Consider the following 24,863-nt stretch of genomic DNA (forward strand, 5'->3'; position numbering starts at 1 on the left):
TCAGGCGGCCTCCGTCCCGAGATAGGCGCGGATCACCTCGGGGTCGCGCTGCACTTCGGCCGGCGTGCCGTCGGCGATCTTGCGGCCGAAATCGATGGCGACGACCTTGTCGGAGACCGACATCACCAGGCTCATGTGATGCTCGACCAGCAGGGTGGTGACATCGTGGTATTCGCGCACCCGGCGGATCTGGTCCTTCAGCACCTCGATCTCGTCGTGGTTGAGCCCGGCGGCCGGCTCGTCGAGCAGGAGAAGCTTCGGCTTGGCGGCGAGCGCGCGGGCAAGTTCGACCCGCTTGCGGATCGGGAAGGGCAGGGGGCCGGCGGGCATCTGGGCAAAGGCCTCGAGCCCCATGAAGGCGATCAGGTCGTGCGCCCGCTCTTCGATCCGGCGCTCCTCGGCATGCACCGCGCCGGTGCGCAGGAAGCTCGTCAGGAAACCCGACGAGGTCTGGCAGTGGCAGCCGACCTTGACGTTGTCGATGACCGACATGCGGTCGAACAAGGCGACATTCTGGAAGGTGCGGCCCATGCCGATGGCGGCGATGGCGTGGCGCGGCGCATTCATGATCGAGCGGCCCTCGAACAGGATGTCGCCGCTGTTGGGGATGTAGAGCCGGCTCAGGCAGTTGAACAACGTGGTCTTGCCGGCGCCGTTCGGCCCGATCAGGCCGACCACGTCGCCGGCCATCACGTCGAAGGAAATGCCGTTCAGCGCAATGATGCCGCCGAAACGGACAGAGATGTCTCTGACGGCGAGCAACGCCGCTTGAGACACGCCTGGAGACGCGGCCGCAGAACCAACGGCTGTCATTGGCGGTCATCCTCCCTGGAAGGCCTGTCGCTTTCACGCGGCCCATTTTTGTTGTTTCCAGTGTGAGCAGATAACGGCCGCCTCCGCAATCACCCTGACGGGCGATGTCGCGCGACGGCCGGAACGGGGCCGGAAAATGCCAGGACTGAACGGCCGGGATCGAGCGGCGCGATCGCATCCGCGGCTTGGGCCAGGGTTGGAGCGACCGGTCCGGCGTGTCGCCCTCCATGACCCGAGGTCGTCACTGTTCGAAGCAGCCAGTTGCGATATGAATCAAATGCTGTGTTCATAGCCACGAAGCATTTTCCATGGATGTTCCCGGGATGCTGAGGATAACAACGGACGACATTCCGGCAGCGGACCGGTTCGCGCATTGGCGCGAAGAGCGAGGCAAGGCCGTTTTCGGTGTCACCATCGAGCTCGACCCGGCCAGCCGGAACGATTTCCGCGCCTCCATTGCGGCCTGTCCGGTTGGTGAGGCGAGCTTCGTCGACATGCACGTCGGTCACCTCGAAGCGTCGTATCACGTCGCGCGGACCGAAGCCGATATCGCCCGCATCCCGATCGATTCGCTGTGCATCTGGCGGCTCGTCGACGGTGCCGGCCGGCTGCAGTCCGGCCACGATGACGACCTCGTCTTGGCCGGTTCGCTCGCCATCGGCTATACCGATTTGCCCTATGCCAATATTGCGGCGCCACGGCAGGGCTTCCATTGCCAGTTCGTCAAGATTCCCCTGGCCGCGCACCGGCATCTGTCCGGCAAGACCGATCTCGTCGCCCGGCCGCTCGGCAACGAGCCCGGACTGAATGCCCTGCTGAACTCCTATTTCGACGCCTTCGTGGCCCAGGCACCGCATCTTTCGGGCGCCAAGGCTGACCTGGCGATCGAGACGCTGGTGCAGCTGGCGCTGATGGCGCGTGGTGACAAACGCTCGCCGGAGGATGGCCGGGCGGCGATCTCCGAGGCCTTGCTGGAGAGGGCCCGCGACCGCATCAAGGCCCATCTCCATCGCGCGGACCTCTCGCCGGCGCTTGTCGCGGCGATGCTCGGCATGTCGGTCCGCCGTCTCCATCAGCTGTTCGAGCCGACCGGCGAGACTTTCAGCCGTTATGTCTTCGCCGAAAGGCTGGCGCGTGCGCGACTGATGCTGGTCATGCAGCCGGCCGAGTCGATCGCGCATGTCGGTTACCATTGCGGCTTCGACAGCCTGTCGACTTTCCACCGCGGCTTCCGCGCAGCCTATGGTGTCTCGCCTGGCGAGTTCAGGCATCAGCGGCAGCGTGATTAAGTCGCCCATGGTGCAAGGCCTGGAACAGTACCTGCGAAAGTCGCCGCTCACGTCGATTGCGGCGGCCTTTCTCATTCAGTCGATCGCTACCCAGTTCATCCTTCATGTCGTGCCGAGCTTTCTGCGCAAGGCCGGCTATCCGCCTGAAATCGTCGGGCTGATTTTCCTCGCTTTCATGCCCTACGCTTTCCGTTTCGCCTGGGCGCCGCTGGTCGATCGTTATGGTTCGGCCAGGATGGGGCATCGGCGCTCGTGGATCGTGCTGGCGCAGGTCGGCGTGATGGTTTGCGCCAGCCTGTTTCTCCTGGTCGATCCGGTGGAGGCGGCGTTGCCGGTCATCGCGGCGTCGGCCTTGCTGGTGGTCGTCGTCGCGACACAGGGAACCGCGACCGGCGGCTATATGGTCACCGCGCTCGCGCCGGCCTCGCGCGTCGGCGGGGCGAGCATTCAAGCGGCCAGCGCCGGTCTTGCCGGTCTGGTTGTCGGTGTCGGACTCTATCTCGTTGGCGATCTCGGCTGGCGGCCCGTCATATACCTGTTCGGCATGCTGACGGTGTTGGGCCTGGTCGTTCTCGTCATGGCGCCGTTCGATCGCGGCGAGCCCGCCGGTGGCGCGGCGGTCTCGGCCTTCGCCAGTTTCACCATGTTCCGGCGACCTGAGGTGCGTGGCCTGCTCGGCGCCCTGCTGTTCATCGAGGCCGGCCTGCTGCTTGCACAGGGCATGAAACCGATCGTGCAGGTCGATGCCGGAATGAGCATGGCGAGCATCGGCGTTCTCGGCATTTTTGGCGGCAATCTTGCCGGCCTCGCCGGTGCTGCGCTGGCGGCACCGGTCGTCGCGCGTCTGGGGTCCCGGCGTGTCCTGATTGCCTTGCTGGGTGCGTCATGCCTGCTCAATGCCGGGCTTGCCCTCAACCTCGGCGAGCCGAGCCCGGCTGTCGCCGTCACCTTCGTGCTCTGCTCGTCGCTGATCAGCTTTGCCTATTTCACCGCGAGCCGCAGTCTGGTGCTCGGCATCTGCAACACGCAGCGCGCCGCGACCGAGCTCAGCACCTTCCTTTGCATCAGCAATGTCTTCATGCTGGCGCTGGCTTCGATCGGGACGATGATCGCGGGCCGTTTCGGCACCCAGGCCCCGTTCATGCTGTCGGCCGGCATTGCTCTGGCGGCGGCGATCTGGATGATGATCGGCAGTTCGAAGGAGTTGAACGCCTTGTGGGATCGCAGGCCTTCGACCGGCGCGACGGGCGCCCCGACAGCGGCCGTGCCTGAGAACTGAGGACCAGCCGCCGGGCTGACGCGTCGTGTCTGCGTCAGCCCTTGGCTGCCGCGAAAGCTCTGATGATGGCGGCGAGCTCGGGCTCCTGCACCGCTTCGGCGGCCTCCTCCGGCGCGAACCAGCGTGTCTCGCGCTGCTCCTGTTCGCGCCAGGTCTCCAGCTGGCGCCGGACCTGCAGCGCGAACACCTTCACCTTGCAGGGGACGAGCTGGCCGTTCTTCAGCAGTTTCATGTAGGAATAGCTGCCGAGCGCCTTGTTGCCGGCCTTGCCGACGATACCGGCTTCCTCCAGCGCCTCGCGGGCGGCGCTTTGACGTGGCTTGCGCCCCTTCATCGGCCAGCCCTTGGGGACAACCCAGCGCTTCGTTTCGCGCGAGGTGAGCAGCAGGATCTCGAGGTCCGGGGCCAGGCGAAACGGCAGCACGCCATATTGCCGGCGGATGCGTGGCTTGTCCGGGACATGGCCCTTGTCGGCCTGGGGCGGTTCGCTCATGACGCCAGCCCGGTCAGCCAATAGACGGCGGCGGCGATCAGCGCTGCCATCGGCATGGTCACCACCCAGGCCACCACGATCTGGCGCGCCACGCCCCAGCGGACCGCCGAAACCCGCCGCGCCGCGCCGACACCGACAATGGCGCCGGTAATGGTATGGGTGGTCGAGACGGGCACGCCGAGATAGGTCGCCAGGAACAGCGTGATGGCGCCGCCGGTTTCGGCACAAAACCCCTGCTGCGGTGTCAGGCGGGTGATTTTCGACCCCATCGTGTGGACGATACGCCAGCCGCCGAACAGCGTGCCGAGCCCCATCGCGGCCTGGCAGGTGATGACCACCCAGAACGGCACTTCGAACTTGTCGCCCATCATGCCGTGGGAGAACAAGAGCACCGCGATGATACCCATGGTTTTCTGCGCGTCATTGCCGCCATGGCCGAGGGAATAGAGCGAGGCGGAGACGAATTGCAAGCTGCGGAACGTGCCGTCGACGCGCACCGGCGTGACCTTGACGAACAGCCAGGAGACGCTGAGCACCAGCAGCAGCGCCAGGAAGAAGCCGAAGGCCGGCGACAGGAAGATCGCGGCGCCGGTCTTGGCGAGGCCCGACCAGACCACGGCGCTGGTGCCGGCCTTGGCGACGCCCGCGCCGACCAGCCCGCCGATCAGGGCATGGGACGAGCTCGACGGAATGCCGGCGATCCAGGTGATGACGTTCCAGCTGATCGCGCCCATCAGGGCGCCGAAGATCACCCGGTCGTCGACGACAGCGGTCGAGATGATGCCCGAACCGACGGTCTGGGCGACATGCAGGCCGAAGAACAGAAAGGCGATGAAGTTGAAGAAAGCCGCCCAGGCCACCGCATAGTGCGGCGAGAGCACCCGGGTCGAGACGATGGTGGCAATCGAATTCGCCGCGTCGTGCAAGCCGTTGAGGAAATCGAAAAGAAGCGCGACTGCGATCAGGACGAGGAGTATGGGCGCGGCGGCTGTCAGGTCCAAGGCAGGCCCCGTCTCTCTAGAGATGTTCGATGACGATGCCGGCGATGGTCTTGGCGACGTCCTCGCACCGGTCGACCACCTTTTCCAGGTGGTCATAGATTTCCGCGCCGACGATATAGGCCATGGTGTCGCTGGTGCGGTGGCTGGCGAACAGGGTTTTCAGCCCCTGATCGTGGATCTCGTCCGAGCGTTCCTCGATCTTGCCGATCTCCTCGACCAGCGCATTGATCCGGGTGGAGTTCTGGTTCATCGCGCGGAGCAGCGGCACCAGCTCCTGGACCTTGCCGGCGGCCTCCACGACAGTGACGCCGAGCGCTTGCATCGACGGCTCGAAACGATCCACTTCGAACAGGGTGATCGTCTTGCCGGTCTTGCGCATCTGGTCGATGGCGTCGTCCATCGACGAAATCAGGCTCTTGATATCGCTCCGGTCGAAGGGCGTGATGAAAGTGCGCCGCACCGCCAGCATGACGTCGCGGGCGATGTCGTCGGCTCTCTGCTCCTCGGCGGCAATGCGCGCGATCTCGGCCTTGATGTCGCCCTGGCCGTTGAGCAGCTTTTCGAGGGCATGCGCACCCGCCACCAGGGTTGCGGCATGTTGCTCGAACAGGTCGTAGAACTTCTCTTCCTTCGGCAACAGGGCCTGGAACCAGCCGAGCATAATGGGCCTCGCGAACGCCTCGACACGATGTCACAATCGGCGATAGGCCCGTGAAATCACTCTGTAAAGGGATTGTGACAGGAGTTCACAGTTTCGCGGCGGGCGGGATCGGTGCCGGCTCCGTCCGCCGTGCTGAAAGTCATTCGCTGCGTCAGGCGTCCAGGCCCTGGACGCCTTCATGGGCCAGCAGCCAGCGCTTGCGCTCGATGCCGCCGCCATAACCGGTCAGTGTCGCATCGGCACCGATCAGGCGGTGGCACGGCACGACGATCGAGATCGGATTGGAGCCATTGGCGTGACCGACGGCGCGGGCGGCATTGGCGCGGCCGAGCTGGGCGGCCAGCGCGCCATAACTCATGGTCCGGCCGACCGGGATCCGACGCAGCGCCGCCCAGACCTCGGTCTGGAAGGGCGTTGTCCTGGTGGCGACCGGAATAGCGTCGATGGCCGTGAGATCACCGTCGAAATAGGCGGCGAGCGCCTGGCTGGCCGCCGAGGGTTTGGTCGCGGCATGCAGCCGGACGGCATAGGCGCCGTAGTAGCGACGTATCAGCTGATGCATGCGGTCTTCGTGGTCCTGCCAGTCGGCCGCGCGCAGGCATCCGTCATCGTCGGCGACCACGAGCATGCGGCCGGTGGGCGTCTCGATATGCTCCAGCTGGAAGGTCTGTAAGGGCAAGGCAAATGGCTCCGCAGGATATCCCGGCACAATGGCTCTCTTGCCATCGCTCGTCTGGCGGTTTTCGGACATGGCCATCGGCAATCTTGCCCCCGCTGACCATGTCCGAAAACCGCTAGACCGCGATCGCTATCGGCTGCAGCATGTCGCCATGGATCTCGATCACGACGCTTGCTACCGGGCCATCAGCCTGCGCGATGCCCGTTTCGACGGGCGGCTGTTCACCGCCGTCAAGACCACCGGCATCTACTGCCGGCCGATCTGTCCTGCGCGCACGCCGCGCTCCGAGAACATCATCTTTTTTGGCACCGCCGCTGCGGCGCAGGAGGCTGGCTTTCGCCCTTGCCTGCGCTGCCGGCCGGAGACGGCGCCGGATCTCGGTGCCTGGCGGGGCACGTCGAACAGTGTCTCGCGTGCGCTGGCCCTGATCGAGCTGGGCGCGCTCGATTCCGGCGATGTCGAAGCCTTGGCCGGCCGGCTCGGGCTTGGCGAACGGCAGCTCCGCCGCTTGTTCCGCCAGCATCTCGGCGCCTCGCCGATTGCGGTCGCCCAGACCCGCCGGGTGCTGCTGGCCAAGCAGCTCATTCATGAGACGCGCCTGCCCATGGCCGAGATCGCCTTTGCCTCGGGTTTCGGCAGCATTCGCCGTTTCAACGAGACCTTCCTTGCGTTGTTCGGCCGGCCACCCGGCGATCTCCGGCGCCGCGCCGGACCCGACATATCCGCGGGATCTCAAGGCGAGGTCAGCCTGCGTCTCCGCTACCAGCCGCCCTATGACTGGCCGGCCATGCTGGCTTTCCTGTCGGCCCGCGCCATTGCCGGCATCGAGCATGTCGAAGGCCAGACCTACTGGCGCAGCATCGCGCTCGACGGCGTGCAAGGGGTCCTGTCGGTCAGCCCGGCGGACGGCAACGCGCTCGCCGCGACCATTCGTTTTCCCAGGCTGTCGGCCTTGCCGGCGATCATTGCCAGGCTCAGGCGCGTTTTCGATCTGGCCGCCGATCCGCGGGCCATCACCGCCCACCTCGCCGAAGATCCGGCGCTGGCGCCGCTGGTCTCGGCCCGGCCGGGGCTGCGCGTGCCGGGCGCCTGGGACGGTTTCGAGCTGGCGATGCGGGCGGTCCTCGGGCAGCAGATCACGGTCGCCGCCGCCATCCGGCTCGCCGGCCGGCTGGTTCAGGCCCATGGCATGCCGCTCGCCGAACCGACGGGCCATTTGACCCATGTCTTCCCGACGCCCGACGTTCTCGCGGTTGCCGACCTGAGGACCCTCGGCATGCCCGCGAGCCGTGCCGCGACGCTCTCCGCGGTCGCCGCCGCGGTGGTTGCCGACCCCGACCTGTTCGGCGCAACCCGCGAGCTCGACGAGGCCGTTGACCGGCTGCGTGCCATCAAGGGTGTCGGTCAATGGACGGCGCACTACATCGCGCTTCGCCAGTTGCGCGAGCCGGACGCCTTTCCGGCCGCCGATATCGGCCTCATGCGCGCCATGGCCGATCAGGACGGCCGGCGGCCGGCGGCAAACGAACTGATGGCGCGGGCCGAGCGGTGGCGGCCATGGCGCGCCTATGCCGCCCAGCATCTCTGGGCATCCGAATAGGCGCTGCCGCTGCTCAGGCCGGCGGCGGCCGACCGGCAAGGCCGGTCTCGTTGGTCGGCTTGGACATCAGCGACAAGGCCGGCGCAAGCCCGGCGAACAGCGGCAGCGCCGCGCCCCCCAGTGCCGGCGTCTCCAGATCGACCTCGGCTTGCAGGATCGGGATCCGGCGCGGCCCGGCCGGAATGCCGTCGGCCGCGAGCCTGCGCATCAGGCCGGCAAGCAGCGGCTCCGGAATGATGCCGCCAATCACGATCGCCTGCGGATCGAGCAGGTTCGACACGATCACCGAGGCGGTGCGCAGGTGGCGGGCGGCGAGGTCCATCCAATCTCCGAGCGCCGGCGCGCTTGATGCCAGCGCCTGGACATCGACCTGGGCTTCGCCTTCGGCGAGGCCGCCAAGGGCAGCCTGGGCCGCCGACAGCGAAGCATAACGTTCGAGGCAGCCACGGTTGCCGCAGGCGCAGGCGCGGCCGCCGGGATCGACAACGACATGGCCGAGTTCGCCGGCGCGTCCGGCGCTGCCACGATAGGGGTGGCCGGACAGGATCATGCCGCCGCCGACGCCGACGCCGACATAGATGTAGAAGAAATCGCGCAGGCGCCGGCCGACGCCATAGAGCTGTTCGCCGACCGCAGCGGCGGTCGCGTCGTTTTCCACCAGCACCGGCATGTCCAGGCTCTCGGCGAGCCGTGCGGTGATCGGAAAATCCTGCCAGGCCGGCATGGAGCTCGGGCCGAAGGCGACCGGCGCGCCGTCCTCGAACACCATGGGCATGGCGACGCCGGCGCCCCAGATGCGTTCGCGCGCCGCGCCTTCCTTGGCCGCCATGGCGCGAACCGTCCGGGCGATGACCGGCAGCACGGCATCAGGCTTCAGGCCGTCGATCGCGATGGTCGACTGATGGCGCTGGCGGCCGGACAGATCGACCAGCACGACGACCAGCCGGCGATGATCGATCGACAGGCCGAAGGTGAAGCCGCCCTCGGGATTAAGCGCCAGATCGAGCGCCGGCGCGCCCCGGCCGCCCTGGCGCCGGCCCTCTTCGCGCAGCATGCCGGCGGCCGCAAGCTCCTCGGCGATGTTCGAGATGGTCTGCACGGAAAGGCCGGTGCGGCGGGTGATGTCGGCGCGTGACAAAGGCCCGTGCAGCCGGATGGTCTCCAAGACCACGCGACGGTTGAAGGCGCGCGCATGGCCGAGATTGGTGCCGCCGCCCGTGGATGTCGCCATCGCGTCTGAACCCTGTTGCCACGCCGCCGGCTCGATGATTAAATCAATTTGATTGAATAATCATTCGGCGGCTTTCGAGAAAGAGCTTCTGGCAAAATGAGCGCGCTCGAGAAAGAGGACCCGCTGCGGTTGGGCATGATCGGCGCCGGTTTCATGGCGCAATTCCACCTGCGTGCGCTCATTGGCGTGCGCAATGTGGTGCTGGCCGGGGTGGTGTCGACGACCGCGGCGCGGCGCGAGGCCTTAGCGGCCGAAGCCAATGCCGCCGGGCTCGGACCCTGCAGGGCCTATCCGGATCTTCAGGCCATGCTCGAATCGGGCGCTGTCGATGCGGTGTGGATCGTCAGTCCGAACCACACGCGGCTCGCGGTGATGCGAACGATCCATGCCGCGCGCAAGGCTGGCCGAACCCAGGTCTTCGCGGTCGCTTGCGAGAAGCCCCTGGCGCGCACGCTCGGCGAAGCCCGTGAGATGCTGGCCCTGGCTGAAGATGCCGGGCTGTTGCATGGCTATCTCGAGAACCAGCTGTTCTCGACGGCGGTCCAGCGCGGCCATGACATCATCTGGCGCCGTGCCGTGCCCAATGCCGGCAGGCCCTATCTCGCCCGCGCAACGGAGGAGCATTCCGGCCCGCACGAACCCTGGTTCTGGGACGGCGAGCGCCAGGGCGGCGGCGTGCTCTCCGACATGATGTGCCATTCGGTCGAGGTTGCCCGCTATCTGCTGACCGCGCCAGGTGAGCGGCGCGATGTGCTGAAGCTCACCAGCGCCAATGCGACGGTCTCGACCTTGAAGTGGCGTCGGCCGGCCTATGCCGAAAAGCTTCGCCGGCGCACCGGCGGCGAGATCGACTATGCCAATCGGCCGGCCGAAGATTTCGCCCGCGGCCTGCTGACCCTGCAGGACCCGGACGGCAATGAAGCGGTGATCGAGGCGACAACGTCCTGGGCCTATGTCGGCCCCGGCCTGCGCATCACGCTGGAGCTGCTTGGGCCGGAATATTCCATGGAGTTCAATTCGCTCTCCACCGGGCTCAAGATCTTCCTGTCGCGCGAGGTCACCGGCAGCGCCGGCGAGGACCTGGTCGAGAAACAGAATGCCGAGCAGGGCCTGATGCCGGTGCTCGACGACGAGGCCGGCATCTACGGCTACACCCTGGAGAACCGCTATTTCGTCGACTGTTTCCGTGCCCGCCGCATGCCGGTGGAGAGCTTTGCCGACGGCGTCGCCGTGGTCGAGATGCTGATGGCGCTCTACCGCTCGGCCGAGCTCGGGCGGACCATCGCGCTGCCGGATCCGGATCTCGAGGATTACGTGCCGCCGGTGGCGCGGCCAAAAGAACAATAACAGCAGCCTGAACACGACGGACGGAGGAGGACAGCATGACGGGTTTGACGCGACGCACCGCGCTCGGTGGGCTGGCAACGGCAGGGCTTGCCGCCGGCGGACTGGCCGGCCGGGCCAAGGCGCAAACGGCGGTGACGCTGAAGATTGCCTATCCCGCTTGGGACAGCACCGAGCAGCAGAAGGCGGTGACCGGCATTTTCGCCGATTACGAACGGCTCAACCCGAATGTGAAGATCGAGCTGATCTCTTTGCCGTTCCCGGTCCTGCGCCAGCGCCTGGTGGTCTCCGCGCGTGCCGGCGATCCGCCCGACATCGCCTATTGCGACGGCCGCTGGGTGCCTGAAATGGCCGCGCCCGGCCTGTTGCAGGACATCACCCAGGAGGTCGGCAAGCTCGACCGCGCGGACTGGTACGAGGAGCCCTGGCGCGGCGCCACGCTGAACCAGCGGCTGTTCGCCGTGCCTGACCGCATCGATCCCTGGATGGTCTACTACAACACCGATCTGTTCGAGAAGGCCGGCATCGCCACCTTCCCGAAAACCATGGAGGAACTGGCCGAGACGGCGAAGAAGCTGACTATCGGCGGCGTCTATGGCTGGGGGCTTCTCGGCGCCAAGGATGCCAGCCTGATCAGCCGCTACATCAATTTCCTCTATGCCTTCCACGGCGACCTGTTGACGCCGGACGGCAAGAAGTCGGCCTTCGCCCAGCCGGAATCGATTGCGGCCCTGCGCTTCTATACCGACCTGCTGGTCAAGCATAAGGCCGCCCAGCCTTCCGCCATGGCCAATGGCCTGAACGACGTCAATCAGCTGTTCCTGACCGGCCGCGCCGCCATGATCATTGACGGTCCCTGGCGCGCCGGCTCGCTGCGCGAGCAGGCGCCGAACCTCAAATGGTCGGTGGCGCAATTGCCGCCGGCGGCCGGCAAATCGCCGCGCTACCTGACCTCGTCCTGGTACTACGCCATGTTCAAGGGCGGCCGGAACCAGGCCGAGGCCTTCCGCTTCGTCGAATTTCTGCTGAAGCCGGAAAACATGGCGAAGAGCGTGGTGACCTTGCCGGCGCGAAAATCGGCGGCGCGCGACGCCCGCTTCGCCACGCCGGCCTATGCCCCCTGGCTCGCCGCCGTGCCGGCGGCCATTCCCTTCACCGTCACCGCCAAATTCACCGAGATCGCCGATGTCGTCGGCGATGCCGTGCAGCAGGTGCTGGCCGGCCGGGCGACCGCGGAAGCGGCGGCGGCCGACGCCAGCAAGCGCATTGACGGTCTCCTCGCCTAACCAACAGGACATGCCCCGATGAGTTCTTCACCTGTACGGGTGGCCATGCTCGGAACCGGTTTCATCGCCGAGTTCCGGGCCCAGGTTTACGCGCGTCTCGACGGCGCCAAGGTCGTGTCCGTGCTCGGTCGGGACCGGACCAAGGCCGAGGCTTTTGCCGGGCGGACGCGGATCGGCCACGTCGCCACGAGCTGGGACGAATTGATGGAGGGACCCGAATTCGACGCGGTCGACCTCTGCCTGCCGAACCACCGGCACCGCGAATATGGGCTGCTCGCCGCAGCGGCCGGCAAGCACATCCTGTGCGAGAAGCCGCTCGGCCGCACCGAGGCCGAGGCGATCGAGATGTTTCAGGCCGTCGAGAAGGCCGGTGTCGTCCACGCCTATGGCGAGAACATGATCTATGCGCCGGACTTCCGCGAGATCCTCGACATCGTCGACCAGGGGGTGATCGGCAAGCCGTTGTGGCTGCGCGGCAAGGAGGCCCATTTCGGCCCGCATTCGCCCTGGTTCTGGCAGAAGGAGCTGTCGGGTGGCGGCGCGCTGATCGACATGGGCTGCCATCTGATCGCGGTGTTCAACATGCTGCTCGGCAAGGCGCCCGAGGCGGTGCTCGCCCATACGCCGACGCTGTTTCACGATACCGATTGCGAGGACCATGCGATCGCGTTGATGCGCTATCCCGGCGGAGCCATCGGCCAGTGCGAGGCCTCGTGGATCCAGCGCGGCGGCATGCAGGTGACCCTCGAGATCAATGGCGAGGACGGCATGATCGCTTATGACCGTGCCGGCATCACCCAGCCGATCAAGGTGTTCACCCGGTCGAGGACCGAACGCTATTTCAGCGAGAAGCTGGAGAACGACCGCGGCTGGCTGTTCCCGACCGTCGATGAATATTGGCGCTACGGCTATTTCGACCAGATCCACCATTTCATTGACTGTATCCGCACCGGCGCCCGCCCGAAGGTGACCTTCGCCGACGGCGTGGTGGTCAACCGGATCATGGACGCGGCCTACAGATCGGCGGCGACCGGGACCTGGCAGCCGATCGCCGCCTGATGCGCGCGCTCGCCAACAATCCGACGCTGCGCGGCTATCTGTTCGCCGCGCCGCTGATGGTCGTCCTGGCCGCGGCTGTCGTGCTGCCGGCGCTCTACAATGCGGTGCTTGCCTTCTGGCGCTATGACGCGATGCGCGACAATTGGCGTTTTGTCGGCGCGGCCAATTTCACCGCCCTGGTCGACGCGCCGGCCTTCTGGAACGCCTTGTCGGTGACCGGCATCTGGGTCGTCGGCAATGTCGCCCTGCAGCTTGCGCTCGGCCTTGCCGTGGCGCTGGCGCTCAACACCGTCACCAGCTTCCGGGCGCTTTACAGCGCCGTCGTCATGGTGCCCTGGGTGTCGTCCTTCGTCATCGTCGCGGTGGTCTTCCTCTGGCTCTACCATCCCGACCTCGGCGTCTTGAACGACGTGCTGACGCGGCTCGGTCTGATCGACCAGCCGGTGGCCTGGCTGGCTTCGCCCGGGCTTGCCCAGTTCTCGCTGATCCTGGCCAATACCTGGAAGTTCTTCCCGCTGGTGGCGATCACGCTGTTCACCGGTCTGCAGGCGATCCCGCGCGAGCTGAGCGAGGCGGCGACCATTGACGGCGCCGGGCGTTGGCAGACGCTGCGTTATGTCATCGTCCCGATGCTCGCTCCGTCGATTGCGACCGCGGTGCTGTTGTCGACGATCTGGGCTTTCAATGCCTTCACCCTGTCGATCATCATGACCGGCGGCGGGCCTTTGCGCGCGACCGAGGTGATCGGGCTCTACATCTACAAGGTTGCCTTCGATTCCTTCGATTTCGGCCTTGCCGCGGCGGCCTCAATGGTGCTGTTCGTGCTGATCCTGGCGGTCACCCTGGTTTATCTGCGCGTTGCCGATCCGGCGCGCGGCCGGCGGGGCTGACCGATGTCCGGCCCCAGGCTCGCCCATCTCATGGCCCATCTGACGCTGGTCGCCACGACCGTCTTCGTGCTGTTTCCTTATGCCTGGATGGTGGTCACCAGCATCAAGCCGGTCGCCGATGTCGTGTCCTTCCCGATCATCTGGTGGCCGGCCCGCCCGACGCTCGACAATTACGCCGCCATCCTCGCCGATCCGCGCTTCCTGCGTTCGTTGTTCAACAGCGCCGTGGTGGCGATCGCGGTCACCGGGCTGAGCCTCGCCTTGTCGATTCCGGCCGCCTACGGCCTGACCAGGCTCGCCCGGCGCGGCAGCCGCCCCATGCTGATCGGCATCCTGGCCTCGCAGTTCTTCCCGCCCATGGTGTTTTTCGTGCCGTTCTACATCATCCTGCAGACGGTCGGTCTCCTGAACACGCTGAGCGGCCTGGTCTTCGCCTATCTCTCGGTGACCTTGCCGATCTGCACCTGGATGATCGCCACGTCGCTGCGCGACATTCCCGTGGAAATCGAGGAGGCGGCCCGTATCGACGGCTGCGGCGATATCGCCATGATCCGGCGGATCATTCTGCCGATCGCGGCGCCCGGCGTGGTCACGGCCGGCATCTTCGCCTTCGTCCTGTCCTGGCAGGAATATATCTTCGCGCTGCTCTACACCACGTCGGAGCGGGCGCAGACCGCCCCGGTGCTGATGTTCTATCTGCTCGGCCAGCACCAGATCGACTACGGCCGCCTGATGGCGGCCGCCGTGCTCCTGAGCATTCCCATCGCCGTGCCCTTCGCGCTGATCCAGCGGCTCTACCGCAGCGGATTGACCGATGGCGGCATCAAAGGGTGACATGACCATGCCGATTTCAGCCTTCATTCGCGAGCAGCCCGGTGCGGTCGACCGCTCGATCGCGGCGGCCGGCCGCTTTGCCGAAACCTGGCTGCCGCCGGCCTTCGACGGCATCGCGCTGGTCGGCAGCGGCTCCTCGTTCAACGCCCTGACGGTCGCACGCCCGCGTTTCGTCGCCTCTCGGCGCGGCGCCGTGCTGGTCCACGAACCGCAGGATTTCGTCGCCGAGCTCGGCCATCGGGCCGGCCGCCGGCCACTCGTCTTCGTCCTCTCGCAGAGCGGCGCCAGTGCAACCACGATCGCGGCCGCCCGCGCCGCGGTCGAGGCCGGCTTGCCGACGCTCGCCATCACCGCCGCGGCGGAGGCGCCGCTCGGCGCGACCGGTGCCGAGCTCCTGGTCATGCCGGTCGGCGACGAACCGGTCGGACCCAAGACCAAAGGGTTTCTCGGCTCGGTCGCCATGCTCATGGTGCTGGCCGAAGCGCTCGGCGCGCCACCCGCGCCGCGGCTGACCGGTATCGGCCTGGCACCGCTGATCGAGCCGGCCCGCGCTGCCGCCGCCGGGCTGGCGGCCGGACTTGCCGGAGCCGACATGCTGATCGTCGCCGGCCGGCGCGCCCATTACGGCGTGGCGCTGGAAGCCACGTTGAAGATCGCCGAGATGGCCGGCCTGCCGACGACAGGGCTGCCCACCGAGGAGCTGCTGCATGGCCGGCTGCACGGCCTGACCGAACGGGGCCTGGCCATCGTCATCGCGGAGGGGGCCGAGGAGGTGGCGGAGGCCGAGACGGCCGCCGCCGCCATGGCCCGGCGCGGCTGCCGGGTGCTGGTGATGAACCCGGCCGGCTCGCCCTGGCTGCCGGGCCTGGCGCTGCCGGCGACGCCCTGGAACGCGCTTGGCCTGACCTTGCCGTTTCAATGGCTGGCGGTGGCGCTGGCCGAGGCGCGCGGGCTGAAACCCGAAGTCATGCGCCACGGCGCGCTCTCCGCCGAACTCGCCATCAAGACCGACACGCGGCCATGACCGGGCCCGCGGCGATCGGCATCGACATTGGCGGCACCGCCATCAAGCTCGGGCTGGTGACCGGCGAGGGCAAGGTGCTGGCCCGGCGCAGGTTCGCCTATGCCGCCATGGCGAGCTTCGATCATCTGGCCGGCATGCTGGTCGAGGCCGTCGGCGCCATGGCTGCCGAAACGAGTCACGATGTCGCGGCCATCGGCATCGCTGCGCCCGGCCACGCCAGACCCGGCGACGGGCTGATGATCGACGGCACGTCGAACGTGCCGCTGCTGCGCGACCGATCGCTTGCCGCGGCACTGAAGGATCGGCTGAACCGGCCGGTCGTGACCTTGAACGACGGCGCTGCCGCAGCCTATGGCGAACTGCACTTCGGCGCCGGGCGCGGGCTCGAGCGCTTCGTCCTGATGACCTTCGGCACAGGTGTCGGTGGCGGTGTGGTCATCGCCGGCCAGGTCATCCGCGGCAACGAGGGCGAGCCCCCCGAGATCGGCGCCATGGTGCTCGACGCCGGTGCGCGGCCCGGAACATTCGAGGCCTTCGCCAGCGCGGCGGGCTTCTCGGCAGCCTATCGCGATGCCGGGGGACCGGCCGAGGTGCCGCCGGAGCAAATCTTCGCGCGGGCGGCCGCGGGCGAGGCGACAGCGAATCTGGCGCTCGACGCGACCTGCCGACGCATCGCCCAGGCCTGCGGCACCATGATCAATCTCCTGAACCTCGAAGCCTGCCTGCTCGGCGGCGGCATCGCGGCGGCCGGCGCTCCCTTGCGTGATCGCGTCGCAAGCCATCTGACCGATTTCGCCTGGCCCTTCCTGTGTGAGCGCACCACCATCGCTGTCGCCGCCACCGGCCAGGATGCCGGGGTTCTTGGCGCGGGCGCATGGGCTTTGGATCGCCGTCTGATCGCCTGAGCTCGGGCCACCGGAACTCACGTTCCCGCGAGCGCCGGAAGTGGTCACATTTTCGTCTCCGCTCACGTGTAAACGAAGCCACGGAATAACTGGTGGGGCCGATCACATCGATTCAGTAGATCGTAGAATTATTATAATCCAAGGATACGGAGACCGAAAATGGTTGATGTAGAAGGGGCTTATGGTGCTTTCCATGAAGCCGCGAAACATTTCAGAAAAAGCACGGTTGTTGTCGACCTGACGGGGTGGGCGCGACTTGATCTGATGACTCTTGTGAACTTGTGCCGCCAGGAAGTGGACGAGGTTGGCGGATCACTGTCGCTCAGCATGGGCGACGGTGCCGTGCATCAGTTCCTGCTGCCGGAAGAAGCCGGCCATATCTCGACCCTGCTCGACGGCGTCCCCTGCACGGTCAGCGGCGGTCCGCCAGAACTGGTTCTGGCCTATCAGCCGTGATCCCCTGAACCCCGGCCTGAAATCCGGGCGGGCCATTCCGTGGCCCGCCACCGGCGATTTTTTTTGGGGCCTTCGGGAACCTTCCGGGCCCCCGGCGGTTATCTTTGTTCCATTCACCGACCGTATCGCTCCTCATCGCTTGTCCGAAATTCGCCATCACTGCCTGTCCAACGTGGCGCCGAACCGCACCCGCGGCACGGCGCGCTTTTCGTTGCGGCGCAGCCAAGGCGCGGGCCGTCCTGTGCTGCATCAGGTTTGAACATGTTCGATATTCGCCAATCCAGGATCTCTGACGACCCCTTGGCCAACCTTTGGCCGGACCATCCGGCCGGCCCTTCGGCCGATCACCTGGCCCGGCTGATCGCCGCCACACCGGCCGATTTCGCCCTCTATTTCGACGTCGACGGCACGCTCATCGATATTGCCGAAACGCCGGAACAGGTTACGGCGCCTGCCGATCTCGCCGGCGACCTCGCCGCCCTGCAACGCCGGCTCGGCGGCGCCGTGGCGGTGGTCACCGGCCGGCGCCTCGCCGAGGTCGAGGCCATCCTGGCCCCGATCCGGGTCATCGGCTCGGGCATGCATGGCCTGGAGTTCCTCGGCGTCGCGGAAACCCGGCACCAAGCCGCATCCGCGGGCGCCGTCGGACCGGAAGCGTGGGGCACGCTGCTGCCGCGCTCATTGGTCGACGGCGTGGTCAGGCTGGCCGCCAGCATCCCGGGTCTCAGGTTGGAACAGAAGGGGCCTATCCTGACCGTCCATTATCGCGAGATACCGAGCGTCGGCGCCCGGGTCGAGGCTGCCCTGGCGGTTCTGCTGGCCGATCACGGTGACGGCTACCACCTGAAAACCGGCCGGGCCGTGGTCGAGCTGATCCCCAATGGCACGTCCAAAGGCACCGCGATCGCCCGCATCATGGCGACTGCCCCTTTTGCCGGCCGCCGCCCCATCATGATCGGCGACGATCACGCCGACGAAGACGCTTTCGCGGTGGCGCGCGCCGCCGGCGGTTTCGGCCTGACGGTCGCCGGCGAACATTTCAACCGAGGTGACGAACCGTTCCGTGGCGCCGCCCATGTGCGCTCCTGGATCGCCGGCCTCAACGCGGGGCTTGCCCAATGAGCGACATGGCCCCTCCACAGCTCGCGGTCATCGGCAACAGCGCGATCGCCGCGCTGATCGACGACAAGGCGCGTGTCCTCTGGACCTGTTGGCCGAGGATCGACAGCGACCCCTTGTTCTCGGCGCTTCTCGGGGGCGCCGATCCGCAACGCGGGCTCATGTCGGTCGAGCTCGACGGCATGGTTGCCACGCGCCAGGCCTATGAGCGCAACACCGCCGTGCTCACCACGCTGATGACCGCGGCGGACGGCTCGGCCATTCGCGTCACCGATTTCGCCCCCCGCTTCAAGCAATATGACCGGATCTTCCGGCCGCCCATGCTGATGCGCCGGATCGAGCCGGTCGCCGGCAATCCGCGCATCCGCGTGCTGATGCGCCCGACCTTCGCCTATGGCCGGCTCGACGGCACGGTGGTGCCGGGCAGCAATCACGTGCGCTATGTCTCGGAAGCCGGCTCGGTGCGGCTGACCTCGGATATTCCGGTGGCCTATCTCTCGGCGGAAGCCAAATTTGCGCCGACCAAGCCGGTCACCCTGATCGTCCATGCGGACGAGACCTTCCCCAGTTCGATCGAGGAGGTCTGGTGGTCGTTCCTGCGCCAGACGCGGCAATATTGGCTCGACTGGGCGCGTTACCTGTCGGTGCCCTATGAATGGCAGGAAGCGGTGATCCGCGCCGCCATCACGCTCAAGTTGTGCTCCTGCGAGGAGACCGGCGCGGTGGTTGCGGCGCTGACCACCTCGATCCCCGAATCGCCGCGTTCCGGGCGCAACTGGGACTACCGGTTCTGCTGGCTGCGTGACGCCTATTTCACCGTCCACGCCCTCAACAAGCTCGGCGCGACGCTCACCATGGAGCGGTTCCTGGACTATGTGCGCACCGTCATCGCGACCGAGACCGGGCCGCGACTGAAGCCGGTCTATGCCATCGTGCCGGAACATTCGCTCGACGAATGGATCGCCGATGCGCTGCCGGGCTTTAATGGCGATGGACCGGTTCGGATCGGCAATGCCGCGGCCGAGCAGGCGCAGCACGACGTTGCCGGCAGCCTGATTTTGGCGGCCTCGCACATGTTCTACGACTGCCGGCTGCCGAAGATGGGCGACGCCACGCTGTTCCATGAACTGGAGGCGCTCGGCGAGACCGCCGCAGCCATGGCCTTCGAGCCCGATGCCGGGATCTGGGAATATCGCGGCCGCAAGGCGATCCACACCCATTCGGCCGCCATGTGCTTTGCCGCCTGCGACCGTCTGGCGAAGATCGCTCACAAGCTCGCCCTGTCCCAGCGCGAGACCTATTGGCAGGCCCATGCCTCGCGCATTCGCGAGACTATCCTGGCACGCGCTTGGAACGAGAAGGAGGGGCTGTTCGCCTCGCGCTTCGACGGCAGCGGGGCCGATGCCAGCACCCTGCTGCTGGTCGAGCTCGGCGTGGTCGAACCGACCGACCAGCGCTTCGTCCGCACGGTCGAGACGCTGCAGCGGCGGCTGACCCGTTCGGGCTTCCTCATGCGTTATGACGAGAATGACGATTTCGGCGCGCCCGAGACTTCCTTCAATATCTGCAGCTTCTGGCTTGCCGATGCCCTGGTCGCCATTGGCCGGCGGGACGAGGCGCGCGCGCTGTTCGAAGCCCTGCTCGCCAGGCGCAACCATGTTGGCCTGTTGTCGGAAGACATCGATCCGGTGACCGGCGAGCTCTGGGGCAATTTCCCGCAGACCTATTCGATGGTCGGCATCATCGTGACAGCCATGCGCCTCTCGCGGGAATGGATCCACTAGGGACGCGTGAACGTTACCGACAGGGCCATGACAGAAGTGGCCCGCGATGGCCGGGCCGATGCCGGCGGTCGGCCCGCGACGAAAGGAGCACAGGCCTAACGGCATCGTCCCGCCCGGCGAGGCGACGCCGCTGTCATTCCGCATCGCAAGCCCGAAAGCCTGAATGTTCATGACCAGATTGCCCCGCATAGCCGTGATCATCACCATCGCCACGATCGTGCTGGCCGGCCTTGTCGTGGCCTTCGTGCCGCTCTCGCAGGGGCTGATCGAGCGCTGGTCGAAGCGCGACCTGGAACTGCGCTCCAGCCTGGTCTTCCGGTCGATCCGCGACCGGGTCGAGCAGGAGATGACAGGCCGGCCGGCGGATCTGGCACCGCTGTTCGAGCGCTTTACCAATGACGAGCGGATCCTGGCGCTCGGGCTTTGCGATAGCAGGGGCAGGCTGGTGGTCGCGACCGGCCAGATGCCGCAGGTGATCACCTGCGCCGCGGTTGGCGACAACGGCACCGAAGCGGGCCGCGCGGTGCGCTTCGCCACCTTCAACAACAGCGGCAATCGCGTCATCGTCGGCGGCTATCCGGTCGGCACCGGCGGCTCCCGGGGCCGGTTGCTCATCGTCCATGAATTGCGTTTCGTCGCCGACCGGGTGCTGGAGGCGCGCTGGTATCTGATCGCCGGCGCGCTGGCCCTGATCCTGCTCGCCGGCACGCTCGCCGCGCTGACCGTCATTCTGCTGCAGCGGCGCCTGATGAAGTCGGTGCTCGCCACCATCAACGACCTGCGCGACGGCCAGCCGAAGGTTCTCGACAAGCCCATCCTGCCGCCGCCGCCGGTGACCACCGAAATCCGCAGCCTGCTGCGCGATTTCCGCGAGAAGATCCGCCTGGAAGACGGCAGCCCGATCGAATGGTCGCCGAAGACCCTGCACGATCTCTTGGACAATGAATTGCCGGATACCGAGGTCTTCGTGGTCTCGAACCGTGAGCCCTATATCCACAATCACGCGGATGGCAGGATCGTCGTCCAGCGGCCGGCCAGCGGTCTGGTTTCAGCGCTCGAACCGGTGATGCGCGCTTGCGGCGGCACCTGGGTCGCCCATGGCAGCGGCACCGCCGACCGGGATACGGTCGACGCGGAGGACCATGTCCAGGTCCCGCCGGGCAGCCCGGCCTACCGGCTCAGGCGCGTCTGGATGACCGATGAGGAGCAGGAGGGTTATTATTACGGCCTGGCCAATGAAGGGCTCTGGCCGCTCTGCCATATCGCCTATGTCCGGCCGATTTTCCGTGAAAGCGACTGGCAGCAATATGTCGCGATCAACCAGCGCTTCGCCGATGCGGTGGTGCGCGAGGCGACCCGGCCCGATCCGGTCATCATGGTCCAGGACTACCATTTCGCCCTGCTGCCGCGGATGATCCGCGAGCAATTGCCCAAGGCGACCATCCTGACCTTCTGGCACATTCCCTGGCCCAATGCCGAGGCCTTCGGCATCTGTCCGTGGAAGGAGGAGATCATCGAGGGCCTGCTCGGCAGCACCGTGCTCGGTTTCCACACCCGGTCGCATTGCAACAATTTCTTCGACACGGTCGACCGCTACATGGAGAGCCGGATCGATCGCGAACAGGCCTCGGTCACCCTTGGCGGCCATGAGACCATGGTCCGGCCCTATCCGATCTCGATCGAATGGCCGCCGGCGGCAATGGAGGGGCAGGCGTCGGTTCCGGACTGCCGCGCCACGGTGATCGCCCATTACGGCCTGCCGGACGATATCCGCATCGGCATCGGCATCGAACGCTTCGACTATACCAAGGGCATTCTCGACCGGCTGCACGCCATGGACGATCTCCTGACGCGTTATCCCGAATGGCTGGGCAAGCTGGTGTTCATCCAGGTGGTGGCGCCGACCCGCACCAAGCTTGCGAGCTATGCGACGCTGCAGGACGACGCCATCCGCTTGACCGAGGAGATCAACCAGCGCCACGGCAGCGAGACCTACAAGCCGATCCTCCTGGTGATCCGTCACCACGAGCCGGACGAGGTCTATCAGCTGTTCCGGGCAGCGGATGTCTGCGTCGTGTCCAGCCTGCATGACGGCATGAACCTGGTGGCCAAGGAATTCGTCGCTTCGCGCGACGACGAGGGTGGCGTGCTGGTGCTGTCGCGTTTTGCCGGCGCGTCCAGCGAACTGGGCGAGGCGCTGATCATCAACCCCTATGACATCCACGGCATGTCGGATGCCATGCACCGGGCGCTGTCCATGCCGGAGGCGGAACGGCGCGAGCGCATGCATCTGATGCGCACCCATGTCCGCGAGCGCAATGTCTATCGCTGGGCCGGCCAGATCCTGCTCGACGCGTCCAGGCTCAGGAAGCGCCAGAAGGTTGCCGATTTCGAGGCCGGCAGCAGTCTGTAGACGTCAGGCCATCCCGGGTTTGCTCGGCCGTCAGCGGCACCAGGCCCGCGCCGCGTAGTCGATCACGTAATGGTCCGGATCGGTGGCGATCGCCGCCATGCCGGCGAGCACCGCCTCGGGTTGGGTGAGCAGCCGGCTCGGCATGGCGCGCATCAGCGGCTCCATTGGCGCCTTGGCTTCGAAGGCGGCCCGGAAGGCCTTGTCGTCGATGAGCGGGGCGATCCGCGGCAGGATGCCGCCGGCGAGCGTCACGCCGCCGGTCGCGGCATAGATCAAGGCGAGATCGCCGGCAAAGCGCCCGATCAGGCGCCAGAACAGCCGCACGCTGTCGCCTTCCGGCCCTTCGGGACCGGCCAGCGCACGCGCCACGACGGCGGCCTGGTCGATCGGTTCGCCGGTGTCCCCGGTTGCGCGGAGGCGGGCGCGATGAAGCCTGGAAAGGCCGTCGCCGGACAGCACGCTCTCGCTGGTGATCCGTCCGCCGACCGGCTCCAGATGTGGCCAGAGCGCCAGTTCGTCCGCGCCGACCGGGCCGAATTCGACATGGCCGGCTTCGCTGGCGATCGCCAGGTAGCGGCCGTCCACAGTGGTCAGAGCCGCCGCGCCGAGGCCGGTTCCGGGACCGAGGATCAGGCGTGGCCCGAGGGGCTGGCCGAGCTCCGGCCCGATGGCCTGGAGGCGATCGGCCGGGAAGGTCGGGATCGACAGGGCGAGCGCTTCGAAATCATGCAGCAGCAGGCCCTGTTCCAGGCCGAGGGCGGCTGCGACCGCCGGTCCGTCGAGCGTCCAGGCGGCATTGGTCAGCTTGACCTCGCGCCCGAGGATCGGGCCGGCGGCGCAGACGATCATCGAGCGGGCCGGGCGGGCCTGTTCCATTGCGGCCACCGCTTCGGCCAGGCCCTGGGCGCTGCGGGTCCCGGCATGGCCGACGGTGGCCGGCGCCGCGCCTGGCCGATCGAGCCGGGCGACACGGATATTGGTGCCGCCGACGTCGCAGATCAGGGCTGGAAGCGGAAATTGCATGGCGGTCTGGCTCGGTGTCGTTCGCGTGGCGCCTGTCCCGGATGTTGTCGGACGCAGGTCGCATCGTCGCAGACAACTATGGCGGCGGCGCGCCGCCGAGGGAACCGCGTCATGGCCATGGGCGGGTCGCGCCAGATGAAGATGTCCCGACCGAACTTATCCGCGCCTCGCGCGTTGTCGGCCGAGGAGTCCGCGTGTGAATCGACCATCTGGCCCGCCTGACCGCGCCGACACCATTGTCGAAACCGACATTCCGGCGCGGCTCGACCGCCTGCCTTGGGGCCGCTTCCACACCCTTGTCGTGGCGGCGCTCGGCATCACCTGGATCCTCGACGGGCTGGAGGTGACGCTTGCCGGCACCTTGTCGGGGGCGCTCAAGGCGAGCCCGGTCCTGCAGTTCACCAACAGCGATATCGGGCTTGCCGGCAGCGCCTATCTCGCCGGCGCGGTGCTGGGCGCGCTGTTCTTCGGCTGGCTGACCGACCGGCTCGGGCGCAAGAAACTGTTCTTCATCACGCTCGGCGTCTATCTCGTGGCGACCGCCGCCACGGCCTTCTCCTGGAACCTGTGGAGCTTCATGCTGTGCCGGTTCGTGACCGGGGCCGGCATCGGCGGCGAATATGCCGCGATCAACTCGACCATCCAGGAACTGATTCCGGCGCGTGTGCGCGGCTGGACCGATCTCGTCATCAATGGCAGCTTCTGGATCGGCGCGGCGCTGGGGGCGGTTGGGGCCATCATATTGCTCGATCCGGCGGTGATCGATCCGGAGTGGGGCTGGCGGGCCGCCTTCCTGACCGGCGCCGCCTTGGCCTTGCTCATCGTTTTCATGCGTCTGTGGCTGCCGGAAAGCCCGCGCTGGCTGATGACCCACGGCCGGGCAGCCGAAGCCGAGGCGATCGTTGCCGGTATCGAGCGGCAGTTGCGCGCCGAAGGTCATGTCATTCCCGACCAGCCCCTGCCCAAGGTCCGGCTCGCCGCGCGCCGGTCGACCCCCTTCGCCGAGGTCGCACACACATTGTTTCAGCGGCATCGCGAGCGCACCGCCGTCGGCCTCGTGCTGATGGCCGCGCAGGCCTTCTTCTACAACGCCATCTTTTTCACCTATGCGCTGGTGCTGACCGATTTCTACGGCATCGCGTCGAGCCAGGTCGGCTGGTACATCCTGCCTTTCGCCGCCGGCAATGTGCTCGGCCCGATCCTGCTCGGGCGATTGTTCGATACGCTCGGCCGCAGGCCGATGATCGTCTTCACCTATGCCATGTCGGGCATTCTGCTGGCCCTGTCGGGTGCCCTGTTCGCCGCTGGCTGGCTGACCGCGCCGATGCAGACGCTGGCCTGGATGGTGATCTTCTTCTTCGCCTCGGCGGCGGCGAGTTCGGCCTATCTGACCGTGAGCGAGACCTTCCCGCTGGAAATCAGGGCACTTGCCATCGCCTTCTTTTATGCCGTCGGCACCGGCGTCGGCGGGGTTGCCGGCCCCTGGCTGTTCGGCGTGCTGATCGATACCGGTTCGCGGGTGTCGCTGCTCGGCGGCTATCTGCTCGGAGCCGCCCTGATGATGGTGGCGGCTGTGGTGATGTGGCGTTATGGCGTAGCGGCGGAGCGGCGGCCGCTGGAAGAGGTCAGCCGGCCCCTGTCGTTTCTCGACTGATGCCGGGCCGCAGCCGTCCGGGAAAT

22 protein-coding genes are annotated in these 24,863 nt (G+C 66.9%); 15 read left to right on the forward strand and 7 right to left on the reverse strand.

The features are described from left to right. Positions 1 to 813 carry an ABC transporter ATP-binding protein gene (locus E8M01_RS22750; RefSeq protein WP_136962251.1) on the reverse strand — a complete coding sequence of 271 codons (813 nt, stop codon included), beginning with the start codon at positions 811 to 813 and terminating at the stop codon, positions 1 to 3. Between the two features lie 323 nt (positions 814 to 1,136). Here E8M01_RS22750 and E8M01_RS22755 point away from each other — a divergent pair, with 323 nt between their 5' ends. Both E8M01_RS22755 and E8M01_RS22760 read left to right on the forward strand, forming a co-directional pair. Beyond that, on the forward strand, positions 1,137 to 2,102 hold the full coding sequence (locus E8M01_RS22755) for a helix-turn-helix transcriptional regulator (protein WP_170182026.1): 966 nt from the start codon (positions 1,137 to 1,139) through the stop codon (positions 2,100 to 2,102). Between the two features lie 7 nt (positions 2,103 to 2,109). Then, entirely contained in the window at positions 2,110 to 3,381 is a 1,272-nt protein-coding gene (locus E8M01_RS22760) for an MFS transporter (RefSeq protein ID WP_170182027.1), read from the forward strand. 34 nt (positions 3,382 to 3,415) lie between these two features. Here the strand turns inward: E8M01_RS22760 and E8M01_RS22765 are convergent, their stop codons facing one another. The 4 genes from E8M01_RS22765 to ogt all read right to left on the reverse strand — a co-directional run bounded on the left by E8M01_RS22765 (position 3,416) and on the right by ogt (position 6,164). Beyond that, on the reverse strand, positions 3,416 to 3,874 hold the full coding sequence (locus E8M01_RS22765) for an NUDIX hydrolase (protein ID WP_136962254.1): 459 nt from the start codon (positions 3,872 to 3,874) through the stop codon (positions 3,416 to 3,418). Next, positions 3,871 to 4,875, reverse strand: a complete 1,005-nt coding sequence (locus tag E8M01_RS22770) for an inorganic phosphate transporter (protein ID WP_136962255.1) — start codon at positions 4,873 to 4,875, stop codon at positions 3,871 to 3,873. The genes E8M01_RS22765 and E8M01_RS22770 overlap by 4 nt, the downstream gene beginning before the upstream one ends. 16 nt (positions 4,876 to 4,891) lie before the next feature. Beyond that, positions 4,892 to 5,536, reverse strand: a complete 645-nt coding sequence (locus E8M01_RS22775; protein WP_136962256.1) for a DUF47 domain-containing protein — start codon at positions 5,534 to 5,536, stop codon at positions 4,892 to 4,894. A 151-nt stretch (positions 5,537 to 5,687) separates the two neighbouring features. Beyond that, a complete protein-coding gene (gene ogt / locus E8M01_RS22780; protein WP_246088848.1) occupies positions 5,688 to 6,164 on the reverse strand; it encodes a methylated-DNA--[protein]-cysteine S-methyltransferase in 477 nt (158 codons plus the stop codon). A 7-nt stretch (positions 6,165 to 6,171) separates the two neighbouring features. Here ogt and E8M01_RS35885 point away from each other — a divergent pair, with 7 nt between their 5' ends. Next, a complete protein-coding gene (locus E8M01_RS35885; RefSeq protein WP_342778623.1) occupies positions 6,172 to 7,815 on the forward strand; it encodes an AlkA N-terminal domain-containing protein in 1,644 nt (547 codons plus the stop codon). A gap of 13 nt (positions 7,816 to 7,828) precedes the next feature. On the opposite strand, the gene E8M01_RS22790 is transcribed toward E8M01_RS35885, so the two are convergent. Continuing rightward, positions 7,829 to 9,046 carry an ROK family transcriptional regulator gene (locus E8M01_RS22790; protein ID WP_136962258.1) on the reverse strand — a complete coding sequence of 406 codons (1,218 nt, stop codon included), beginning with the start codon at positions 9,044 to 9,046 and terminating at the stop codon, positions 7,829 to 7,831. A gap of 96 nt (positions 9,047 to 9,142) precedes the next feature. Between E8M01_RS22790 and E8M01_RS22795 the strand changes: the two genes are divergently transcribed. From E8M01_RS22795 to E8M01_RS22845, 11 genes are all read left to right on the forward strand, one after another. Continuing rightward, positions 9,143 to 10,393, forward strand: a complete 1,251-nt coding sequence (locus E8M01_RS22795) for a Gfo/Idh/MocA family protein (RefSeq protein ID WP_136962259.1) — start codon at positions 9,143 to 9,145, stop codon at positions 10,391 to 10,393. Positions 10,394 to 10,428: 35 nt separating this feature from the next. Further along, positions 10,429 to 11,676 carry an ABC transporter substrate-binding protein gene (locus E8M01_RS22800; RefSeq protein ID WP_136962260.1) on the forward strand — a complete coding sequence of 416 codons (1,248 nt, stop codon included), beginning with the start codon at positions 10,429 to 10,431 and terminating at the stop codon, positions 11,674 to 11,676. A gap of 18 nt (positions 11,677 to 11,694) precedes the next feature. After that, on the forward strand, positions 11,695 to 12,735 hold the full coding sequence (locus tag E8M01_RS22805; protein ID WP_136962261.1) for a Gfo/Idh/MocA family protein: 1,041 nt from the start codon (positions 11,695 to 11,697) through the stop codon (positions 12,733 to 12,735). Beyond that, the gene (locus tag E8M01_RS22810) at positions 12,735 to 13,625 is read left to right on the forward strand and encodes a carbohydrate ABC transporter permease (protein WP_136962262.1); all 891 of its coding nucleotides are present in this window, start codon (positions 12,735 to 12,737) and stop codon (positions 13,623 to 13,625) included. The genes E8M01_RS22805 and E8M01_RS22810 overlap by 1 nt, the downstream gene beginning before the upstream one ends. Before the next feature lie 3 nt (positions 13,626 to 13,628). Further along, positions 13,629 to 14,459: a carbohydrate ABC transporter permease gene (locus E8M01_RS22815; RefSeq protein ID WP_136962263.1), complete on the forward strand. Its 831-nt coding sequence runs from the start codon at positions 13,629 to 13,631 to the stop codon at positions 14,457 to 14,459. A 1-nt stretch (position 14,460) separates the two neighbouring features. After that, on the forward strand, positions 14,461 to 15,483 hold the full coding sequence (locus E8M01_RS22820; protein WP_170182028.1) for an SIS domain-containing protein: 1,023 nt from the start codon (positions 14,461 to 14,463) through the stop codon (positions 15,481 to 15,483). Beyond that, entirely contained in the window at positions 15,480 to 16,388 is a 909-nt protein-coding gene (locus tag E8M01_RS22825; protein WP_170182029.1) for an ROK family protein, read from the forward strand. Before E8M01_RS22820 ends, E8M01_RS22825 begins: the two co-directional genes overlap by 4 nt. A gap of 159 nt (positions 16,389 to 16,547) precedes the next feature. After that, positions 16,548 to 16,844 carry a hypothetical protein gene (locus tag E8M01_RS22830; protein WP_136962266.1) on the forward strand — a complete coding sequence of 99 codons (297 nt, stop codon included), beginning with the start codon at positions 16,548 to 16,550 and terminating at the stop codon, positions 16,842 to 16,844. A gap of 300 nt (positions 16,845 to 17,144) precedes the next feature. Further along, positions 17,145 to 17,966: a trehalose-phosphatase gene (gene otsB / locus E8M01_RS22835; RefSeq protein WP_170182030.1), complete on the forward strand. Its 822-nt coding sequence runs from the start codon at positions 17,145 to 17,147 to the stop codon at positions 17,964 to 17,966. Positions 17,967 to 17,971: 5 nt separating this feature from the next. Next, a complete protein-coding gene (locus E8M01_RS22840) occupies positions 17,972 to 19,747 on the forward strand; it encodes a glycoside hydrolase family 15 protein (RefSeq protein WP_246088390.1) in 1,776 nt (591 codons plus the stop codon). A gap of 169 nt (positions 19,748 to 19,916) precedes the next feature. After that, positions 19,917 to 22,160, forward strand: coding sequence for an alpha,alpha-trehalose-phosphate synthase (UDP-forming) (locus tag E8M01_RS22845; protein ID WP_136962269.1), 2,244 nt, complete (start codon positions 19,917 to 19,919; stop codon positions 22,158 to 22,160). Positions 22,161 to 22,190: 30 nt separating this feature from the next. On the opposite strand, the gene E8M01_RS22850 is transcribed toward E8M01_RS22845, so the two are convergent. Next, positions 22,191 to 23,183 (reverse strand): glucokinase, encoded by a 993-nt coding sequence (locus E8M01_RS22850; RefSeq protein ID WP_136962270.1) that lies wholly within the window; start codon positions 23,181 to 23,183, stop codon positions 22,191 to 22,193. 196 nt (positions 23,184 to 23,379) lie between these two features. Here E8M01_RS22850 and E8M01_RS22855 point away from each other — a divergent pair, with 196 nt between their 5' ends. Next, positions 23,380 to 24,837 carry an MFS transporter gene (locus E8M01_RS22855; protein WP_136962271.1) on the forward strand — a complete coding sequence of 486 codons (1,458 nt, stop codon included), beginning with the start codon at positions 23,380 to 23,382 and terminating at the stop codon, positions 24,835 to 24,837. The last annotated feature ends 26 nt before the right edge of the window (positions 24,838 to 24,863 follow it).

It is taken from the genome of Phreatobacter stygius, assembly GCF_005144885.1.
In the GTDB taxonomy this organism is placed as follows: Bacteria; Pseudomonadota; Alphaproteobacteria; order Rhizobiales; family Phreatobacteraceae; genus Phreatobacter; species Phreatobacter stygius.

What these genes read in the sequence shown, in the direction of transcription:
- E8M01_RS22815 (WP_136962263.1), top strand. Translation starts at nt 13,629, where the DNA reads ATGTCCGGCCCCAGGCTCGCCCATCTCATGGCCCATCTGACGCTGGTC.
- E8M01_RS22795 (WP_136962259.1), top strand. Translation starts at nt 9,143, where the DNA reads ATGAGCGCGCTCGAGAAAGAGGACCCGCTGCGGTTGGGCATGATCGGC.
- E8M01_RS22850 (WP_136962270.1), bottom strand. Translation starts at nt 23,183, where the DNA reads ATGCAATTTCCGCTTCCAGCCCTGATCTGCGACGTCGGCGGCACCAAT.
- E8M01_RS22820 (WP_170182028.1), top strand. Translation starts at nt 14,461, where the DNA reads ATGACCATGCCGATTTCAGCCTTCATTCGCGAGCAGCCCGGTGCGGTC.
- E8M01_RS22765 (WP_136962254.1), bottom strand. Translation starts at nt 3,874, where the DNA reads ATGAGCGAACCGCCCCAGGCCGACAAGGGCCATGTCCCGGACAAGCCA.
- E8M01_RS22830 (WP_136962266.1), top strand. Translation starts at nt 16,548, where the DNA reads ATGGTTGATGTAGAAGGGGCTTATGGTGCTTTCCATGAAGCCGCGAAA.
- E8M01_RS22825 (WP_170182029.1), top strand. Translation starts at nt 15,480, where the DNA reads ATGACCGGGCCCGCGGCGATCGGCATCGACATTGGCGGCACCGCCATC.
- E8M01_RS22800 (WP_136962260.1), top strand. Translation starts at nt 10,429, where the DNA reads ATGACGGGTTTGACGCGACGCACCGCGCTCGGTGGGCTGGCAACGGCA.
- E8M01_RS22805 (WP_136962261.1), top strand. Translation starts at nt 11,695, where the DNA reads ATGAGTTCTTCACCTGTACGGGTGGCCATGCTCGGAACCGGTTTCATC.
- E8M01_RS22790 (WP_136962258.1), bottom strand. Translation starts at nt 9,046, where the DNA reads ATGGCGACATCCACGGGCGGCGGCACCAATCTCGGCCATGCGCGCGCC.
- E8M01_RS22755 (WP_170182026.1), top strand. Translation starts at nt 1,137, where the DNA reads ATGCTGAGGATAACAACGGACGACATTCCGGCAGCGGACCGGTTCGCG.
- E8M01_RS22845 (WP_136962269.1), top strand. Translation starts at nt 19,917, where the DNA reads ATGACCAGATTGCCCCGCATAGCCGTGATCATCACCATCGCCACGATC.
- E8M01_RS22760 (WP_170182027.1), top strand. Translation starts at nt 2,110, where the DNA reads ATGGTGCAAGGCCTGGAACAGTACCTGCGAAAGTCGCCGCTCACGTCG.
- E8M01_RS22775 (WP_136962256.1), bottom strand. Translation starts at nt 5,536, where the DNA reads ATGCTCGGCTGGTTCCAGGCCCTGTTGCCGAAGGAAGAGAAGTTCTAC.
- E8M01_RS22750 (WP_136962251.1), bottom strand. Translation starts at nt 813, where the DNA reads ATGACAGCCGTTGGTTCTGCGGCCGCGTCTCCAGGCGTGTCTCAAGCG.
- ogt (WP_246088848.1), bottom strand. Translation starts at nt 6,164, where the DNA reads ATGCTCGTGGTCGCCGACGATGACGGATGCCTGCGCGCGGCCGACTGG.
- E8M01_RS22840 (WP_246088390.1), top strand. Translation starts at nt 17,972, where the DNA reads ATGGCCCCTCCACAGCTCGCGGTCATCGGCAACAGCGCGATCGCCGCG.
- E8M01_RS22810 (WP_136962262.1), top strand. Translation starts at nt 12,735, where the DNA reads ATGCGCGCGCTCGCCAACAATCCGACGCTGCGCGGCTATCTGTTCGCC.